The 17,523-nt window shown below is 52.7% G+C and carries 13 protein-coding genes and 7 tRNA genes; 15 read left to right on the top strand and 5 right to left on the bottom strand.

What is annotated here, in order from left to right:
• Nucleotides 1-66 precede the first annotated feature (66 nt).
• Together fldA and fur are read left to right on the top strand one after the other, a co-directional pair.
• Complete coding sequence (fldA, locus tag AC2FAK_RS14690) at nucleotides 67-597, top strand: flavodoxin FldA (protein WP_008501067.1); 531 nt, start codon at nucleotides 67-69, stop codon at nucleotides 595-597.
• A 290-nt stretch (nucleotides 598-887) separates the two neighbouring features.
• Nucleotides 888-1,334 (top strand): ferric iron uptake transcriptional regulator, encoded by a 447-nt coding sequence (gene fur, locus AC2FAK_RS14685; protein WP_010428651.1) that lies wholly within the window; start codon nucleotides 888-890, stop codon nucleotides 1,332-1,334.
• Between the two features lie 106 nt (nucleotides 1,335-1,440).
• On the opposite strand, the gene chiQ is transcribed toward fur, so the two are convergent.
• The 4 genes from chiQ to nagE all read right to left on the bottom strand — a co-directional run bounded on the left by chiQ (nucleotide 1,441) and on the right by nagE (nucleotide 7,445).
• On the bottom strand, nucleotides 1,441-1,770 hold the full coding sequence (gene chiQ / locus AC2FAK_RS14680; protein WP_020684948.1) for a ChiQ/YbfN family lipoprotein: 330 nt from the start codon (nucleotides 1,768-1,770) through the stop codon (nucleotides 1,441-1,443).
• Between the two features lie 44 nt (nucleotides 1,771-1,814).
• On the bottom strand, nucleotides 1,815-3,212 hold the full coding sequence (gene chiP / locus AC2FAK_RS14675; RefSeq protein ID WP_038418907.1) for a chitoporin ChiP: 1,398 nt from the start codon (nucleotides 3,210-3,212) through the stop codon (nucleotides 1,815-1,817).
• 446 nt (nucleotides 3,213-3,658) lie between these two features.
• Nucleotides 3,659-5,326 carry a glutamine--tRNA ligase gene (glnS, locus tag AC2FAK_RS14670; protein ID WP_013097566.1) on the bottom strand — a complete coding sequence of 556 codons (1,668 nt, stop codon included), beginning with the start codon at nucleotides 5,324-5,326 and terminating at the stop codon, nucleotides 3,659-3,661.
• Between the two features lie 169 nt (nucleotides 5,327-5,495).
• On the bottom strand, nucleotides 5,496-7,445 hold the full coding sequence (nagE, locus tag AC2FAK_RS14665; RefSeq protein WP_095454627.1) for a PTS N-acetyl glucosamine transporter subunit IIABC: 1,950 nt from the start codon (nucleotides 7,443-7,445) through the stop codon (nucleotides 5,496-5,498).
• 329 nt (nucleotides 7,446-7,774) lie between these two features.
• On the opposite strand from nagE, the gene nagB reads away from it, so the two are divergent.
• From nagB to AC2FAK_RS14605, 12 genes are all read left to right on the top strand, one after another.
• A complete protein-coding gene (gene nagB / locus AC2FAK_RS14660; protein WP_013097568.1) occupies nucleotides 7,775-8,575 on the top strand; it encodes a glucosamine-6-phosphate deaminase in 801 nt (266 codons plus the stop codon).
• A 55-nt stretch (nucleotides 8,576-8,630) separates the two neighbouring features.
• On the top strand, nucleotides 8,631-9,779 hold the full coding sequence (nagA, locus tag AC2FAK_RS14655; RefSeq protein ID WP_020684945.1) for an N-acetylglucosamine-6-phosphate deacetylase: 1,149 nt from the start codon (nucleotides 8,631-8,633) through the stop codon (nucleotides 9,777-9,779).
• Between the two features lie 8 nt (nucleotides 9,780-9,787).
• Complete coding sequence (gene nagC / locus AC2FAK_RS14650) at nucleotides 9,788-11,008, top strand: DNA-binding transcriptional regulator NagC (protein WP_013097570.1); 1,221 nt, start codon at nucleotides 9,788-9,790, stop codon at nucleotides 11,006-11,008.
• A gap of 45 nt (nucleotides 11,009-11,053) precedes the next feature.
• Complete coding sequence (gene nagD, locus AC2FAK_RS14645) at nucleotides 11,054-11,806, top strand: ribonucleotide monophosphatase NagD (RefSeq protein WP_013097571.1); 753 nt, start codon at nucleotides 11,054-11,056, stop codon at nucleotides 11,804-11,806.
• Nucleotides 11,807-12,055: 249 nt separating this feature from the next.
• Nucleotides 12,056-13,720 carry an asparagine synthase B gene (gene asnB, locus AC2FAK_RS14640; RefSeq protein WP_013097572.1) on the top strand — a complete coding sequence of 555 codons (1,665 nt, stop codon included), beginning with the start codon at nucleotides 12,056-12,058 and terminating at the stop codon, nucleotides 13,718-13,720.
• A gap of 227 nt (nucleotides 13,721-13,947) precedes the next feature.
• Nucleotides 13,948-14,024 (top strand) — tRNA-Met (locus AC2FAK_RS14635).
• Nucleotides 14,025-14,032: 8 nt separating this feature from the next.
• Nucleotides 14,033-14,117, top strand: a tRNA-Leu gene (locus AC2FAK_RS14630).
• A gap of 23 nt (nucleotides 14,118-14,140) precedes the next feature.
• Nucleotides 14,141-14,215 (top strand) — tRNA-Gln (locus AC2FAK_RS14625).
• Nucleotides 14,216-14,247: 32 nt separating this feature from the next.
• Nucleotides 14,248-14,322: transfer RNA gene (locus AC2FAK_RS14620), tRNA-Gln, on the top strand.
• 17 nt (nucleotides 14,323-14,339) lie between these two features.
• Nucleotides 14,340-14,416 (top strand) — tRNA-Met (locus AC2FAK_RS14615).
• Nucleotides 14,417-14,455: 39 nt separating this feature from the next.
• A tRNA-Gln gene (locus AC2FAK_RS14610) sits at nucleotides 14,456-14,530 on the top strand.
• A gap of 35 nt (nucleotides 14,531-14,565) precedes the next feature.
• Nucleotides 14,566-14,640: transfer RNA gene (locus AC2FAK_RS14605), tRNA-Gln, on the top strand.
• Nucleotides 14,641-14,745: 105 nt separating this feature from the next.
• On the opposite strand, the gene ubiF is transcribed toward AC2FAK_RS14605, so the two are convergent.
• Nucleotides 14,746-15,921: a 3-demethoxyubiquinol 3-hydroxylase gene (gene ubiF / locus AC2FAK_RS14600; protein WP_095454628.1), complete on the bottom strand. Its 1,176-nt coding sequence runs from the start codon at nucleotides 15,919-15,921 to the stop codon at nucleotides 14,746-14,748.
• Between the two features lie 135 nt (nucleotides 15,922-16,056).
• Between ubiF and miaB the strand changes: the two genes are divergently transcribed.
• The gene (gene miaB, locus AC2FAK_RS14595; protein ID WP_013097574.1) at nucleotides 16,057-17,481 is read left to right on the top strand and encodes a tRNA (N6-isopentenyl adenosine(37)-C2)-methylthiotransferase MiaB; all 1,425 of its coding nucleotides are present in this window, start codon (nucleotides 16,057-16,059) and stop codon (nucleotides 17,479-17,481) included.
• The last annotated feature ends 42 nt before the right edge of the window (nucleotides 17,482-17,523 follow it).

Here is a 17,523-nt window from a genome sequence, read left to right as displayed (position 1 = left end):
TTATTGCCTTTATCCGTGGACAAATTGCGCCACCATACCATTAAGTATCAAGAGGTTATTTTACTCATGGCAATTATCGGCATTTTCTTCGGCAGTGATACCGGCAATACCGAAAATATCGCAAAAAACATTCAGAAACAGCTCGGTAAAGACGTTGCCGATGTGCACGACATCGCCAAGAGCAGCAAAGAAGATCTCGAAGGCTATGACATCCTGCTGCTGGGTATTCCGACCTGGTATTACGGTGAAGCCCAGTGTGACTGGGATGATTTCTTCCCAACGCTGGAAGAGGTGGATTTCAACGGCAAGCTGGTTGCCCTGTTTGGCTGCGGCGACCAGGAAGATTATGCAGAGTACTTCTGTGATGCGCTGGGCACCATCCGCGACATTATTGAGCCAAACGGTGCCGTTATTGTAGGTCACTGGCCTACCGCTGGTTACCACTTCGAAGCGTCTAAAGGTCTGGCAGACGACGATCACTTCGTGGGTCTGGCGATTGACGAAGATCGTCAGCCAGAACTGACCGCCGAGCGCGTTGAAAAATGGGTTAAGCAGATCCGTGAAGAGCTGCACCTGGACGATATTCTTAACGCCTGATGATTCTTGCGGCGCAACGGTGGTTGCGCCCATAAACCAGGTCAAACCGATTAAATTAATTGCTACAATCTTTTAACTTTTTCGCCCAGACCTGTACAATGACCCCCTGATAAAACGTGGCTTTCACAATGCAAGTTTGTTGGTGATACCACGTTTTTATAAGCATACTTTACCTGAGACTTGCAGTTTTCATTTAGCCATGGCAGTTCTATAATGAGACGCATTATCCCGGGTGCAATTTCTGTCACTTCCTACAGAAGTGAATCGTTTAGCAACAGGACAGATTCCGCATGACTGACAACAATACCGCATTAAAGAAGGCTGGCCTGAAAGTTACGCTTCCTCGGTTAAAAATCCTTGAAGTGCTTCAGGGTCCAGACAATCACCATGTCAGTGCGGAAGACCTTTATAAGCGTCTTATCGACATGGGCGAAGAGATTGGGCTGGCAACCGTCTATCGTGTGCTGAACCAGTTTGATGACGCGGGCATTGTCACCCGTCATAATTTCGAAGGCGGTAAATCTGTATTCGAACTGACTCAACAGCATCACCACGATCACCTGATCTGCCTGGATTGCGGCAAGGTCATTGAATTCAGCGATGATTCCATTGAATCTCGCCAGCGTGAAATCGCCGCACGTCACGGTATCCGCCTGACGAACCACAGCCTGTACCTGTATGGTCACTGCGCTGAAGGCGATTGCCGCGAAGACGATCACGCGCACGACGCGAAATAAACACGTTTCATACTCTGAGCCAGCCGCAAGGTTGGCTTTTTTTTTGCCTGCGGTCTGGCAAAAAAAAGCCCGGCAGCGCAGCGCTACCGGGCATGATAACAGCGGGTTAAAGGCTGTTGTTGCTGCGAATCTCTTTCCAGATCTGATCGCAACGCTTCGCGACTTCCTGATCGTTACCGGTTTTACGCGCCTGGATACAGGCCTGGTAATCCATTACGCGAATATTCTCCTGGGTTGCGAACTGTTCATGCGCTTTCTCTTTTTTCAGCACATTCAGCACGCTCTGACAGGCTTCGATCTTCTCCGGCGAACCTTCCGCCGTATTGATACACGCGCTGTAGGCTTCTTTCAGACGGGAGTCCTCTTTCGGGGCCTGATTCTGCGCACAAGCCACCAGTCCCGATGCCAGCAACGCGACGATTACAATCTTTTTCATATGTAGTCTCCGGTCCGGCGGGAATTACCCCGCCGGACGAGTCATCAGAAGATGGTGAACGGTGCGATAACCATGAATTTCACGTCGCGTTCATCCTGGAAGATGTTGCCGTAACCGCCGGCGTAGCTCGGGATATCGGAGTGGTTGTCGTATTGTGTAAAGTGCAGTTTGAACATAGTACCTTTGGCGCGACCATCCTGCAGGGTGTAGATCGCATCCAGGCTGTAAGCGGATTCTTTGAGACGATAGTTTGGATCGTAGTATGCGTCTGGCGTTGCCATATCAGCAGGCTTCGCATCCCATGCGTAGGCGTAAGATGCCCCCACCGCCCAGCCTGGCAGGTTCCAGTTTTTCAGATCATACATTGCGCCGAAGAAGACTGCTTTTTCGCCATCGGCATTGAAGTCGGAACGGTTATCCCACCAGATATCCAGACGACCGTTTGAAGATGCATAGGTTGGGGTCATACGCTGCAGGAAGTAGCCCTGCTGCCCTTCCGCTTTAACCCACGTTCCTTCAAGACGCAAATCTACCTGACCGACTTTGTAGCCGAAGGTCAGCGCCTGCAACCACGCCGTGCCGTCATAAATATCATTCACGCCACCATCACTGACTTTATCTCGCGTACCGTAGAACTGGTAGCTGGTACTCAGCGGGCTACCCGCGATGTCAAATTTATAACTGGCCTTAGCAAAATACTGATCGATATAACCTTCCGCCTGACCAAATGCCGCTTCAAGCACTAAATCATTTTTAAAGTCGTACTTCGCGCCCAGCGAGTGAAGATAATCCACTTTGGTCTTTTTATCGTTCTGGTAGAACTTGTCCATTTCGATATGCCATGGCGCTTTATACTCGTTGGTCCACATATACGAGAAGCTCAACGCACCTGCGTCACCGTAATCAAAATTGGCGCCCGCTTCTGCCCCCTGATAGGTACCTGGCATAAAGCTCCAGTGCGGTGCTAACAGGGTTTGACCGGTTGGCTGAATATAACCACCGCGCGCCCATACCGGGCCGTATTTAAATTTCGCGGCAGCTTTATACAGGCTGATACCGCTTTTATCTCCGGACCAGTCTTCTTTATACGCTTTATTACTGGAGGAGAAGGCTATTTCGTTCGGGTGGCCGCTGTCACCATTTTCCGCCATTTCAATTGCCGTGAAGGCGGCAATATCCAGACCGAACATATCGGCAGCGTAACCAGACTGGAAATCCAGATTGGCGTTCCAGGTAGAGTGAGAAAGGTTCGTTTTATATTTATCTTCCGTGACATCTTTACGGTCACGTTCACGCTGCCAGTAATAAATACCGCCCGTGAGGGTTGAATCATCGATGAAGCCTGCTGCTTTAGCGTCTGGCGTCACCACCAGGCCTGACATTGCTGTCACACCGGCAATAGCCAGCGCCAGCGCACTACGTTTGCCACTGAACGTACGCATAGATTATTCCTCTTTGACGAATTAAAACGCCTAAAACGGCGAAAAATATAAAAGACCTGATGGTCAGGGGTAGTCGGAAATACCCTCGAATAACTACCGTCTTTAGGTTATTTTTCGCGACGCGAATTATCAATGCTTTTCGGTGGCTAAAACTCAGGATTATGACGAAGAGCACATAATTGGTAGTGCTTTGTAACATTTAACGGGATGCCAGTACTGGCGGGGGAAAAGGCCGATTTTCAATAAGTAACGCGTTAAATGATATTCTTTTTACGGTGCGTCAGACTTTTGAAAGGGGATAAACTTTTTTTAAAAAAAATAAGTAGCACCACATTGACCTGTTATTTTTATAAACGCTATTTGGCTACTGCTTTAAAGGCATGATCACTCTATAAAAAAACGCCGCATTACGCGGCGTTTGTTTCTCATTGACCAGCGCGGCGTTATTATTCGCCGATCTTCGTCCAGGTATCACGCAGACCAACCGTACGGTTAAATACCGGTTTTTCAGCGGTGCTGTGACGGCTGTCCAGGCAGAAGTAACCTTCACGTTCAAACTGGAAGGCTTTACCCGCCTCAGCCGCTTTCAGGGATGGCTCAGCGTAACCCTGTTTAATGACCAGCGATTCCGGGTTGATGGTCGCCAGGAAGTCTTCAGCTGCGCCTGGGTTAGGCACGCTGAACAGACGATCGTACAGACGAATCTCTACCGGCAGCGCGTGTGATGCACTGACCCAGTGGATCACGCCTTTCACCTTACGACCGTCCGCCGGATCTTTGCTCAGGGTCTCGGCATCGTATGTGCAGAAGATCGTGGTGATGTTGCCTTCCGCATCTTTTTCTACGCGCTCAGCCTTGATCACATAGGCGTTACGCAGACGCACCTCTTTACCGAGCACCAGTCGCTTGTACTGTTTGTTCGCTTCTTCGCGGAAGTCAGCACGATCGATCCAGATTTCACCACTGAACGGTACGTCACGACTGCCCATCTCCGGTTTGTTCGGATGGTTAGGCATCGAGACCATTTCGCTCGCACCCTGCGGATAGTTTTCGATAACCAGTTTTACCGGGTCGATAACGGCCATCGCGCGCGGCGCGTTTTCGTTCAGATCTTCACGAATGCAGGATTCCAGAGACGCCATCTCAATGGTGTTATCCTGCTTGGTCACGCCAATGCGTTTGCAGAACTCACGGATTGACGCCGCGGTGTAGCCACGACGGCGCAGACCGGAGATGGTCGGCATACGTGGGTCGTCCCAGCCTTCAACGTGCTTATCGGTCACCAGCAGGTTCAGCTTACGCTTGGACATCACGGTGTATTCCAGATTCAGACGAGAGAACTCGTACTGACGCGGATGCACCGGAATTGTGATGTTATCCAGCACCCAGTCGTACAGACGACGGTTGTCCTGGAATTCCAGCGTACACAGCGAGTGGGTGATGCCTTCCAGCGCATCGCTGATGCAGTGGGTGAAGTCGTACATCGGGTAGATGCACCACTTGTTACCGGTCTGGTGATGTTCAGCGAATTTAATGCGGTAAAGCACCGGGTCGCGCATCACGATAAACGGTGATGCCATATCGATTTTGGCACGCAGGCACGCTTTACCTTCCTCGAAACCACCAGCACGCATTTTTTCAAACAGCGCCAGGTTCTCTTCCACGCTGCGATCGCGGAACGGGCTGTTTTTACCCGGTGCCGTCAGCGTGCCGCGGTATTCACGGATTTCATCCGCAGAGAGCTCGTCAACATAGGCCAGACCTTTATTGATCAGCTCAACGGCATAGGCATACAGCTGATCGAAATAGTCAGAGGAGTAGCAGATATCGCCAGACCAGTTGAAGCCCAGCCATTGCACGTCGTTCTTAATGGACTCAACGTATTCGATGTCTTCTTTTACTGGGTTGGTGTCATCGAAACGCAGGTTGCACTGCCCCTGGTAATCCTGTGCGATACCAAAGTTCAGGCAGATCGATTTGGCGTGACCAATGTGCAGGTAGCCATTTGGCTCCGGCGGGAAACGCGTATGCACTGTGGTGTGCTTACCACTGGCCAGATCTTCATCGATGATCTGACGAATAAAGTTACTCGGGCGGGCTTCTGCCTCACTCATCGTGGATTCCTCAAAGCGTAAACAACGTATAACGGCATATGATCTTATAAGCCGGACGTAGTGACAACCCTTAAAACGTCCCGGAAGAAAATAATGGGGGCATTTGCTGCAAAAAAAAGCGGCGGAGGATCTCCCCCGCCGCTTAAGGCATGACTCTACTCAGGAGCGATTACTTGCCTTTAATCTCATACAGTGGCGTTTGCCCCGCAACCACCTTACCTTTCGCCTGAAGCACCAGGCCGCTGAAGTCGTCGGTGTTGCTGCATACCACCGGGCTTATCATCGAACGGGCATTGGCGTTCAGGAAGTCCAGATCCATTTCCAGAATCGGCTGACCTGCAACCACTTCTGCGCCCTCTTCCACCAGGCGAGTAAAGCCCTGGCCGTTCAGCGCAACGGTATCAATACCCATATGAACCACGATCTCCGCGCCTTTTTCGGTTTCGAGGCAGAACGCGTGGTTGGTGTTAAAGATTTTCACGATGGTGCCCGCCGCAGGAGACACAACGGTTTTCTCCGTTGGTTTCACCGCAACACCGTCACCGACCGCTTTGCTGGCAAACGCTTCGTCAGGTACCTGCTCAAGCGCGACCACCTCACCCGTAACCGGTGAAACCAGCGCGGCGATAGTAGCGGCGTTTGGTACAGCCTGCGGTTTAGCAACCGGAGCATCAGCCACAGGCGCGCTATCCGTTGAGGCAGCAGCAACCGGTCCACGGGCAACCACTTTTTTCATTTCATCGCCGATAGATTCGGCTTTCGCACCCACAATAACCTGGATGGTTTGTTTGTTCAGTTTCACCACACCAGACGCGCCCAGGCGTTTGCACATGGCATCGCTTACGCGCGCAGAGTCGCCAACGGTCAGACGCAGACGGGTAATACAGGCATCAATGGCTTTCAGGTTGTCGGTACCGCCTACCGCGGCGATATAGCTGGTTGCCAGCTGGGTCAACCCTTCTTCGGTATTGCTGTTTGCTTCACTGGTTACGACGTCATCTTTTGTATCTTCGCGGCCCGGCGTTTTCAGGTTAAACATACGAATAACCGCGCTGAACAGGAGGAAGTAGACAACGAAGAACACCAGGCCCATCACAACCAGCATCCAGACGTTTTTGCTGGCTGCCGGCAGGTTGTACATCAACACGTAGTCGATCGCACCGGCTGAGAAGGAGAAGCCCGCGTGAATGCCCAGCAGGGTGGCCACAAACAGGCTGATACCGGTAAGCACCGCGTGCATGAGGTACAGCAGCGGAGCCAGGAACATGAACAGGAATTCCAGTGGCTCAGTAACACCGGTCAGGAACGCCGTTACCGCAACAGAGAGCAGCATGCCGCCAACCATTGGGCGACGCGCTTTTGGCGCGGCCAGATACATTGCCAGTGCAGCGCCCGGCAGACCAAACATCATGATTGGGAAGAAACCGGACATGAACATGCCCGCAGTGCCGTCACCCGCGTAGAAGCGGTTGATATCACCGTGGAATACGGTACCTGCCGCGTTGGTGAACTCACCAATCTGGAACCATGCGATGGTATTCAGAACCTGATGCAGGCCGGTTGGGATCAGCAGACGGTTGATGAAACCGAAGATACCTGCCCCCATTGCGCCCGCAGACACGATCCACTCACCGCCTGCATGAATGGCATGCTGTACCGGTGGCCAGACATAACCAAAGATAGCGGCCAGAATCAGACAGAAAAAGCCTGTCGCAATCGGGACAAAGCGTTTTCCGCCAAAGAAACTCAGGAAATCTGGCAGTTTGATACCCGCCCAACGGTTGTACACTGCACCGCCGACCAGACCGGTAATAATACCCGCCAGAACACCCATGTTGATTTCAGGGTTGATGGTTACCATCGCTTTGGTCAGGATGAAATAACCGACTGCCCCTGCCAGCGCCGCGGCACCCGCGCTGTCTTTAGACCAGCTGGACGCCACGCCGATGGCGAAAATCAGCGCCAGGTTGTCAAATATCGCACCACCCGCTTGCGCGATAAACGGCACGTTAAGAAGATCGGGTTGCCCGAATCGCAACAGCAGTGCTGCAACCGGTAGCACGGCGATAGGGAGCTGCAAAGCCCTACCGAGGCGCTGGAAAAAACCTAAAATATTCATCCTATTCCCCCTACGAGACCCTTGTTAAGGCTCGTGCATTAACTATGTTTTTTATTGTGTCACGAACTAGAAATACAGTTGATGATTCACTGGCATTGTGAGTGTGTGAAAAATTAATTCGTATCGCAAATTAAAAGCGTACTTTTTGTGATTTTTGTCACCAAATATCGTTTATCACCCTCCCTTTCACTGGCTAACATCGAAAACTTATTTTATCATTCGAAAAATCAAGACGGATTGATCCGGCCTGAAAGGTTCCAGGTTACGCTTAAGTATCAGGTCCCGATACCCATCCGCCCACTCTTCTACTTAAACTCTTGAGGTGAACAATGAGACTGATTCCCCTGGCAACTGCTGAACAAGTCGGTAAATGGGCCGCTCGCCATATCGTTAACCGTATCAACGCCTTCAAACCAACCGCCGATCGTCCTTTCGTCCTTGGCCTCCCTACCGGCGGCACACCGCTGACCGCATATAAAGCACTGGTAGAGATGCACAAAGCAGGCCAGGTTAGCTTCAAACACGTTGTCACCTTCAACATGGATGAATATGTCGGCTTACCGAAGGATCACCCGGAAAGCTACCATAGCTTCATGCACCGTAATTTCTTTGATCACGTTGATATTCCAGCTGAAAACATTAACCTGCTGAATGGAAACGCGCCTGATATTGACGCAGAATGCCGTCAGTATGAAGAAAAAATCCGTTCTTACGGTAAAATCCACCTGTTTATGGGCGGTGTGGGTAACGATGGTCATATCGCGTTTAACGAACCCGCGTCGTCACTGGCGTCCCGTACCCGTATTAAAACGCTGACCCATGACACGCGCGTGGCAAACTCCCGCTTCTTTGATGGCGATGTGAACCAGGTTCCTAAATATGCCCTGACCGTCGGCGTCGGCACGCTGCTGGATGCCGAAGAAGTGATGATTCTGGTCCTGGGCAGCGTGAAGGCGCAGGCGCTCCAGGCTGCCGTTGAAGGCAACGTAAACCACATGTGGACCATCAGCTGCCTGCAGCTGCATCCAAAATCCGTCATCGTCTGTGACGAACCGTCCACGATGGAACTGAAGGTGAAGACGCTTAAATACTTCAACGAGTTAGAAGCTGAGAACATCAAAGGTCTGTAATTGAATAACCGCCTCTTCATGAAGAGGCGGCCGCTTTTTTTAACCGGGGGTCGTTATGTACGCTTTAACCCACGGTCGGATTTATACCGGCCATGAAATTCTGGATGACCATGCGATTGTTATCGCCAATGGCCTGATTGAACGTGTTTGTCCGCTGGCAGAGCTGCCGCCGGAGATTGAACAGCGCTCACTCAATGGAGCAGTAATCTCCCCCGGTTTCATCGACGTACAGCTGAACGGCTGCGGCGGTGTGCAGTTTAACGACACCGCAGACGCCGTCACCGTCGAAACGCTGGAAATCATGCAGAAAGCGAACGAGAAATCGGGCTGCACCAGCTATCTCCCAACCCTCATCACCAGCAGCGATGAGCTGATGAAACAGGGTATCCGCGTTATGCGTGAATACCTGGCGAAACACCCAAATCAGGCTCTGGGTCTGCACCTTGAAGGGCCATGGCTGAATATGGTGAAGAAAGGGACGCATAATCCGGATTACGTGCGTAAGCCTGATGCCGAACTGGTCGACTATATGTGTGCCAATGCGGATGTGATCACCAAAGTGACGCTGGCACCTGAAATGACCGGTACTGACGTGATCAGCAAACTGGCCGCCGCCGGGATTGTCGTGTCAGCGGGCCATTCAAACGCCACGCTGAAAGAGGCAAAAGCCGGTTTCCGTGCGGGTATTACCTTTGCGACACACCTGTATAACGCCATGCCGTATATCACGGGTCGTGAACCGGGGCTGGTCGGGGCGATTCTGGATGAGCCAGACGTTTACTGCGGCATCATCGCGGACGGTTTACACGTCGATTACACCAACATTCGCAACGCCAAGCGGCTGAAAGGTGACAAGCTTTGCCTGGTGACGGATGCCACCGCACCGGCAGGTGCAAATATTGAGCAGTTCATTTTTGCCGGTAAAACAATATACTACCGCAACGGACTGTGTGTGGATGAAAACGGTACGTTGAGCGGCTCCTCCCTGACCATGATTGAAGGCGTGCGTAACCTGGTCGAGCATTGCGGCATTGCGCTTGAAGAAGTGCTGCGCATGGCAACCCTTTATCCTGCGCGTGCCATCGGCGTGGATAAACAGCTCGGCAGAATTGCACCAGGCATGGTTGCAAACCTGACGGCATTCACACACGATTATAAAATTATTAAGACCATCGTTAATGGTAACGAGGTCGTCACTGAGTAAGTAAAAGTATGACACCAGGCGGACAAGCTCAAATCGGTAATGTCGATCTCGTTAAACAGCTTAACAGCGCGGCGGTATATCGCCTGATTGACCAACACGGGCCAATCTCACGTATTCAGATAGCCGAACAAAGCCAGCTTGCTCCCGCCAGCGTGACAAAAATTACACGTCAGCTTATTGAGCGCGGCCTGATCAAAGAAGTCGATCAGCAGGCCTCCACCGGGGGCCGCCGCGCAATTTCCATCATCACCGAAACCCGCAATTTTCAGGCCATTGGCGTTCGTCTTGGTCGCCATGACACCACCCTGACGCTTTACGATCTGAGCAGTAAAGCCATTGCCGAAGAGCACTACCCTCTTCCGGAGCGCACCCAGGAGACACTGGAGCACGCGCTGCTCAATACCATCGCGCACTTTATCGAAAGCTGTCAGCGCAAGATCCGCGAGCTCATCGCCATTTCGGTGATCCTGCCCGGGCTGGTTGATCCGGAAAGCGGTGTCATTCGTTATATGCCACATATCCCGGTCGAGAACTGGGCGCTGGTGGAGGCGCTGGAAAAGCGCTTTAAAGTGACCTGCTTTGTGGGTCACGACATCCGCTCGCTGGCGCTGGCCGAGCACTACTTTGGTGCGAGTCAGGACTGTGAAGACTCTATTCTGGTGCGTGTTCACCGCGGTACCGGGGCGGGCATTATCTCCAACGGACGTATCTTTATTGGTCGTAACGGCAACGTGGGCGAGATTGGTCATATCCAGGTGGAACCGCTTGGCGAGCGCTGCCACTGTGGTAATTTTGGCTGTCTTGAAACGGTTGCCGCCAACGCGGCCATTGAGCATCGCGTCCGTCATCTGCTGGAACAAGGCTACCAGAGCCGCGTGACGCTGGATGATTGTAAAATCGGCGCCATCTGCAAAGCCGCCAATAAAGGCGATGCGCTGGCCTGCGAAGTGATCGAACAGGTCGGGCGCCACCTCGGCAAAACCATTGCCATTGCCATCAACCTCTTTAATCCACAAAAAGTGGTGATTGCAGGCGAAATCGTCGAGGCGGAAAAAGTGTTACTGCCCGCGATTGAAGGCTGCATTAACACCCAGGCGTTGAAAGCGTTTCGTCAGAATTTACCGGTCGTGCGTTCGACGCTGGATCACCGCTCTGCGATTGGCGCGTTTGCGCTGGTCAAACGCGCCATGCTCAACGGGATCCTGTTGCAGCATTTGCTGGAAAGCTAATCGGGACTTATAGTAACGCCTTCTTTTTTTGATGTCGGATTGTTCATGACCATTAAGAATGTAATTTGTGATATTGACGGCGTGCTGATGCACGACAACGTCGCCGTGCCAGGTGCTGCGGAGTTTCTACACCGCATCATCGACAAAGGAATGCCGCTGGTTCTTCTCACGAACTACCCTTCCCAAACCGGTCAGGATCTGGCGAACCGTTTTGCTACGGCGGGCATCAACGTACCGGACAGCGTGTTTTATACCTCCGCAATGGCGACAGCAGATTTTTTGAAGCGTCAGGAAGGGAAAAAAGCCTACGTGGTCGGTGAAGGTGCGCTGATCCACGAGCTGTATAAAGCAGGCTTTACCATTACCGATGTGAACCCGGACTTTGTGATCGTCGGCGAAACGCGCTCGTTTAACTGGGAGATGATGCATAAGGCCGCCTACTTTGTCGCCAGCGGCGCGCGCTTTATCGCCACCAACCCGGATACGCACGGCCGTGGTTTCTATCCGGCCTGCGGCGCACTGTGCGCCGGTATCGAAAAAATCTCCGGTCGTAAGCCGTTTGTGGTCGGTAAACCTAGCCCGTGGATCATTCGTGCCGCGCTGAACACGATGCAGGCCCACTCTGAAGAGACGGTGATTGTCGGTGATAACCTGCGCACCGATATCCTGGCCGGTTTCCAGGCGGGTCTGGAGACCATTCTGGTGCTCTCCGGTGTCTCTCAACTTGATGACATTGATTCGATGCCGTTCCGGCCGAGCTGGATCTACCCCTCCGTCGACGAAATTGACATTATCTGATTCAGAACCACGCCTCAGGGCGTGGTTTTTCATTTATAGCCCCGCCCAATAAAATCATATCTAACAAAAACGCCAGTTCATTGCATAATCATCAATAAAACTGTTCATGGCATACTCTTTTTTCAACATTCCGCAATCACCATTGCACTATTTTCGTTTAACCCGGTAAAACCCTTGCGCGCTCTTCTCCTTTGCGGCATTTTCATAAGCAAGCAACATTACAAAGCAACAGGGTTAACGGAGAAGGTTATGTGTTCAATTTTTGGCGTACTGGATATTAAAACTGACGCGGGCGAACTGCGTAAAAAAGCACTCGAGCTGTCCCGCCTGATGCGCCATCGCGGCCCGGACTGGTCCGGTATTTACGCCAGTGACAAAGCAATTCTGGCTCATGAACGTCTGTCGATTGTAGACGTCAACGCCGGTGCACAGCCGCTGTATAACGAGAAAAAAACACACGCGCTGGCTGTAAACGGTGAAATCTATAACCATCAGGCGCTGCGTGCCGAGTATGGCGATCGCTACGCCTTCCAGACCGGCTCTGACTGTGAAGTCATTCTGGCGCTGTATCAGGAGAAAGGCCCTGAGTTCCTGGACGACCTGCAGGGTATGTTTGCATTCGCCCTGTACGACAGCGAAAAAGACGCTTATCTGATCGGCCGCGACCACATTGGTATCATTCCGCTGTATATGGGCCATGATGAACACGGCAACTTCTATGTTGCGTCTGAAATGAAAGCGCTGGTGCCGGTATGCCGCACCATTAAAGAGTTCCCGGCAGGTAGTTACCTGTGGAGCAAAGATGGTGAAATCCGTCAGTACTACCAGCGCGACTGGTTTGACTATGATGCGGTAAAAGACAACGTGACTGACAAAGCCGAGCTGCGTCAGGCGCTGGAAGATTCCGTTAAAAGCCACCTGATGTCAGACGTGCCTTACGGTGTGCTGCTCTCCGGCGGCCTGGACTCCTCCGTTATTTCAGCCATTACTAAGAAATTTGCGGCGCGTCGTGTTGAAGATCAGGAGCGTTCAGAAGCCTGGTGGCCGCAGCTGCACTCCTTTGCCGTAGGGCTGGAAGGTGCACCGGATCTGAAAGCCGCGCAGGACGTGGCGAACCACCTCGGCACCGTGCACCATGAAATTCATTTCACCGTGCAGGAAGGTCTGGATGCGATCCGCGACGTGATCTATCACATTGAAACCTATGATGTGACGACCATTCGTGCATCCACCCCTATGTACCTGATGTCCCGTAAGATTAAAGCAATGGGCATCAAGATGGTATTGTCAGGTGAAGGTTCTGATGAAGTGTTTGGCGGCTACCTGTACTTCCATAAGGCGCCGAACGCGAAAGAGTTGCATGAAGAGACCGTACGTAAACTGCAGGCGCTGCACATGTTTGACTGCGCACGTGCTAACAAAGCGATGTCCGCATGGGGTGTTGAAGCGCGCGTTCCGTTCCTGGATAAAAAATTCCTCGACGTGGCCATGCGCATTAACCCGCAGGACAAAATGTGCGGCAACGGTAAAATGGAAAAACATATCCTGCGTGAATGTTTTGAATCCTACCTGCCGGCGAGCGTGGCATGGCGTCAGAAAGAGCAGTTCTCGGATGGCGTTGGCTACAGCTGGATCGACACCCTGAAAGAGGTGGCGGCGAAACAGGTTTCAGACCAACAACTGGAAACAGCAAGCTTCCGCTTCCCGTACAACACGCCAGGCTCTAAAGAAGCGTATCTGTACCGTGAGATCTTCGAAGAGCTGTTCCCGGTACCGAGTGCTGCTGAGTGTGTGCCAGGCGGTCCATCAGTGGCCTGCTCTTCAGCGAAAGCCATTGAATGGGATGAATCTTTCAAAGCGATGAACGATCCATCAGGACGTGCAGTAGGCGTTCACCAGTCTGCCTATAAATAAACACGTATTTGAACATCAGGCCCTGCGGGGCCTGTTTTTATTTGCCTTACATTTCACCGTCTAAAATCGATTAATAACCAATAATTGCCGAATATTCGGCCACGCTGTTCGCAACCTAACCAAACAGTCACATTCCGGCCATTTTCGTTGAAAAAGGTGTTGACGCTGCAAGGGTCTATACGCATAATGCGCCCCGCAACGCCGATAAGGTAACGCGAAAAAAAGATGGCTACGTAGCTCAGTTGGTTAGAGCACATCACTCATAATGATGGGGTCACAGGTTCGAATCCCGTCGTAGCCACCATCTTTTTTGCGGGAGTGGCGAAATTGGTAGACGCACCAGATTTAGGTTCTGGCGCCGCAAGGTGTGCGAGTTCAAGTCTCGCCTCCCGCACCATTCCCAGGTAAGCGTTGCACGGATGGGGTATCGCCAAGCGGTAAGGCACCGGTTTTTGATACCGGCATTCCCTGGTTCGAATCCAGGTACCCCAGCCATATTTCTTCGATCATGCGGTTCTCCGCGGTATTGGGGTATCGCCAAGCGGTAAGGCACCGGTTTTTGATACCGGCATTCCCTGGTTCGAATCCAGGTACCCCAGCCATCGAAGAACGCAGTACTGGCTACGTAGCTCAGTTGGTTAGAGCACATCACTCATAATGATGGGGTCACAGGTTCGAATCCCGTCGTAGCCACCATATTAAGATTATCGATCTGTTTCGGTAATAAAAAATTGTTGGGGTATCGCCAAGCGGTAAGGCACCGGATTCTGATTCCGGCATTCCGAGGTTCGAATCCTCGTACCCCAGCCAATTTAAAAGTCGTTAAGCAGTACGTTTAACGCAATTGGGGTGTCGCCAAGCGGTAAGGCTCTGGTTTCTGATACCAGCATTCCGGGGTTCGAATCCCTGCACCCCAGCCACTTAAAACAAACAAGCCCGCTCTGCGGGCTTGTTTGTTTTTGTACAGAATTGTGCGGCCTGATGCCCTCACCCTGGCCCTCTCCCACGGGGAGAGGGCATAAAGATTAGAGTCCCAGAGCGTATTTAAGCGCCTGACGCTTCAAGCCTCCAGCGCGTTCCGCCGCCATCAATCCAATGTTTCGCAGAATACGCACCGGGGCCAGATCATTGCTGAAACCGGCATAGAACAGATCCATCCCAGACTGCATGATGAAGTTATCCGCCATACGTCGCGTCTGGTAGCGCTTGAGTACGTGATGGCTTGACCAGGCCTCCGCATGCGCACGTGCATTGCCCAGCACATCCAGTAAAGCATCAACGTCACGATACCCGAGGTTCACGCCCTGCCCCGCCAGGGGATGGATGGTGTGCGCCGCATCGCCCACCAGCGCCAGCCCTTCACGGGCATACTGCAGCGCATGGCGACGTGTAAGGGGAAACGCCCCTGCGGCAACCGGCGTGATATGTCCCAGACGGGCCGGGAAGTGTTGCAGAATTTCACGCTGCAACTGCTCCATTGAAAGCCCCTGTAGCTGGCGAATGCGCGCCGGTTTGTCGTACCACACCAGCGACGCCCAGTTATCGAACAGTGGTAAAAAGGCATGCGGACCATTCGGGGTAAAGTGCTGCCAGGTACTCTCTCCCGGCGCATTTTCACACTGAACGGTGATCAGCATACAGGACTGCTCATACTGCCAGGCATGAACACCGATGCCCGCCATCTGTCTGACCTGCGAATGAGCACCGTCAGCCCCAATGACCAGCTTCACGGCCAGTTCATCGCCGCTGTCGAGCGTCAGCGTGTAGCCGCTATTGTGAAGATGCAGCGCCTTCAGCGACGCAGGAACACACAGCGTCACCTTCGGATGCGCCTCCAGCGCCTGCCAGAGCGCCCGCTGGAGGACGTTGTTTTCCACCATATAGCCCAGACGCGGCAGCTTCAGCTCGGCGGCATCAAACGCGACGTGGGCATTTTCCCATTCCCAGGTTTCAAGGCGACTGTAAGGGTGAGCCCGCATATCGAGCACCGCCTCCCAGACGCCCAGCCCGCGAAGCAAGTCAACAGAGGCCGCGCTGATGGCGGAAATGCGGACATCCGGCTTTGCCGTCGGGTCAAACTCAGCAGTCGCCGCCTGCTCAATAACCGTTACCTCAAATCCCTGCTGCGCCAGCCCCAGCGCCAGCGCGCCGCCGACCATACCGCCGCCGACAACGGCAATTTCGGTGTGTTGGAGTGTCATGGTCACTTTTCCTTATTGGAGAATCCCTTAAGTTTACCGGATTTTTGCAGTCCTGAGACGCATAACCTTCACACTGGTCACAACCCCACCAAAGCATTACAATACACGGCTTGCAATCCTGAGCTGAGCAAGTCGATGACTAAAAAACTCCATATAAAAACCTGGGGCTGTCAGATGAACGAATACGATTCATCCAAGATGGCCGATCTGCTGGATACCACCCACGGATACCAGCTGACTGAAAATGCGAAAGAAGCCGATGTGCTGCTGCTGAATACCTGCTCAATTCGTGAAAAAGCGCAGGAAAAAGTCTTTCACGTTTTAGGTCGCTGGAAACTTCTCAAACGAAAAAATCCGGACCTGATCATCGGTGTGGGTGGCTGCGTCGCGTCGCAGGAAGGTAAGCTGATTCGTCAGAGAGCCCCCTATGTGGATATTGTCTTTGGCCCCCAGACCCTGCACCGCCTGCCGGAAATGATCAACAAGGTGCGCGGCGATCGTAGTCCGGTCGTTGATGTCAGCTTCCCGGAGATCGAAAAATTTGACCGTCTGCCCGAGCCGCGTGCGGATGGCCCGACCGCGTTCGTCTCAATCATGGAAGGCTGCAACAAATACTGCACTTATTGCGTGGTGCCTTATACCCGTGGTGAGGAAGTGAGCCGCCCGGCAGACGATATTCTGTTTGAAATCGCGCAGCTTGCCGCACAGGGCGTACGCGAGGTGAACCTGCTGGGTCAGAACGTGAACGCCTGGCGTGGTGAGAACTACGACGGCACCACCGGCAGCTTTGCTGAACTGCTGCGCCTGGTGGCTGCGATTGACGGTATCGACCGTATTCGCTTTACCACCAGCCATCCAATGGAATTCACCGACGATATTATCGACGTTTACCGCGATACGCCGGAGCTGGTGAGCTTCCTGCATTTGCCGATTCAGTGCGGCTCTGACCGCGTGCTGAACCTGATGGGGCGTCCGCATACGGTGCTGGAGTACAAATCCACCATTCGTAAGCTGCGTGAAGCGCGTCCGGATATCCAGATAAGCTCCGACTTTATCGTTGGCTTCCCTGGTGAAACCGCTGACGACTTCGAGCGCACCATGAAGCTCATCGGCGAAGTGAATTTTGACGTCAGCTACAGCTTTATTTTCTCTGCGCGCCCTGGCACACCGGCGGCCGATATGGTTGACGATGTCCCGGAAGAAGAGAAAAAACAGCGTCTGTATATTCTGCAGGAGCGTATCAACCAGCAGGCCAACGCCTGGAGCCGGCGCATGCTCGGCACCGTGCAGCGTATTCTGGTGGAAGGCACCTCCCGTAAGAGCATCATGGAACTCTCAGGCCGTACCGAAAACAACCGCGTGGTGAATTTCGAAGGCACCCCGGACATGATCGGTAAATTTGTGGACGTCGAGATTGTGGAAGTGCTGACCAACTCGCTGCGCGGAAAACTGGTGCGCACCGAAGATGAGATGGGGCTGCGCATTGCGCAATCTCCTGAATCCGTCATTTCCCGCACGCGTAAAGAAAACGATTCTGGCGTTCGGGTTTACCAGCCATAATCCTTCAGGCCTGCCTTCCCGGCAGGCCTTGTATTTCCTCTC

Source organism: Enterobacter cloacae complex sp. 394F7 (assembly GCF_057320385.1).
Note: the sequence above shows the minus strand (reverse complement) of the source record. Positions and strands in the feature narration are given on the sequence as shown.

Excerpts from the sequence above, each read along its gene's own strand:
- nagB (WP_013097568.1), top strand. The coding sequence starts at position 7,775 with ATGAGACTGATTCCCCTGGCAACTGCTGAACAAGTCGGTAAATGGGCC.
- asnB (WP_013097572.1), top strand. The coding sequence starts at position 12,056 with ATGTGTTCAATTTTTGGCGTACTGGATATTAAAACTGACGCGGGCGAA.
- chiP (WP_038418907.1), bottom strand. The coding sequence starts at position 3,212 with ATGCGTACGTTCAGTGGCAAACGTAGTGCGCTGGCGCTGGCTATTGCC.
- fur (WP_010428651.1), top strand. The coding sequence starts at position 888 with ATGACTGACAACAATACCGCATTAAAGAAGGCTGGCCTGAAAGTTACG.
- ubiF (WP_095454628.1), bottom strand. The coding sequence starts at position 15,921 with ATGACACTCCAACACACCGAAATTGCCGTTGTCGGCGGCGGTATGGTC.
- fldA (WP_008501067.1), top strand. The coding sequence starts at position 67 with ATGGCAATTATCGGCATTTTCTTCGGCAGTGATACCGGCAATACCGAA.
- nagE (WP_095454627.1), bottom strand. The coding sequence starts at position 7,445 with ATGAATATTTTAGGTTTTTTCCAGCGCCTCGGTAGGGCTTTGCAGCTC.
- nagC (WP_013097570.1), top strand. The coding sequence starts at position 9,788 with ATGACACCAGGCGGACAAGCTCAAATCGGTAATGTCGATCTCGTTAAA.
- glnS (WP_013097566.1), bottom strand. The coding sequence starts at position 5,326 with ATGAGTGAGGCAGAAGCCCGCCCGAGTAACTTTATTCGTCAGATCATC.
- nagD (WP_013097571.1), top strand. The coding sequence starts at position 11,054 with ATGACCATTAAGAATGTAATTTGTGATATTGACGGCGTGCTGATGCAC.
- miaB (WP_013097574.1), top strand. The coding sequence starts at position 16,057 with ATGACTAAAAAACTCCATATAAAAACCTGGGGCTGTCAGATGAACGAA.
- chiQ (WP_020684948.1), bottom strand. The coding sequence starts at position 1,770 with ATGAAAAAGATTGTAATCGTCGCGTTGCTGGCATCGGGACTGGTGGCT.
- nagA (WP_020684945.1), top strand. The coding sequence starts at position 8,631 with ATGTACGCTTTAACCCACGGTCGGATTTATACCGGCCATGAAATTCTG.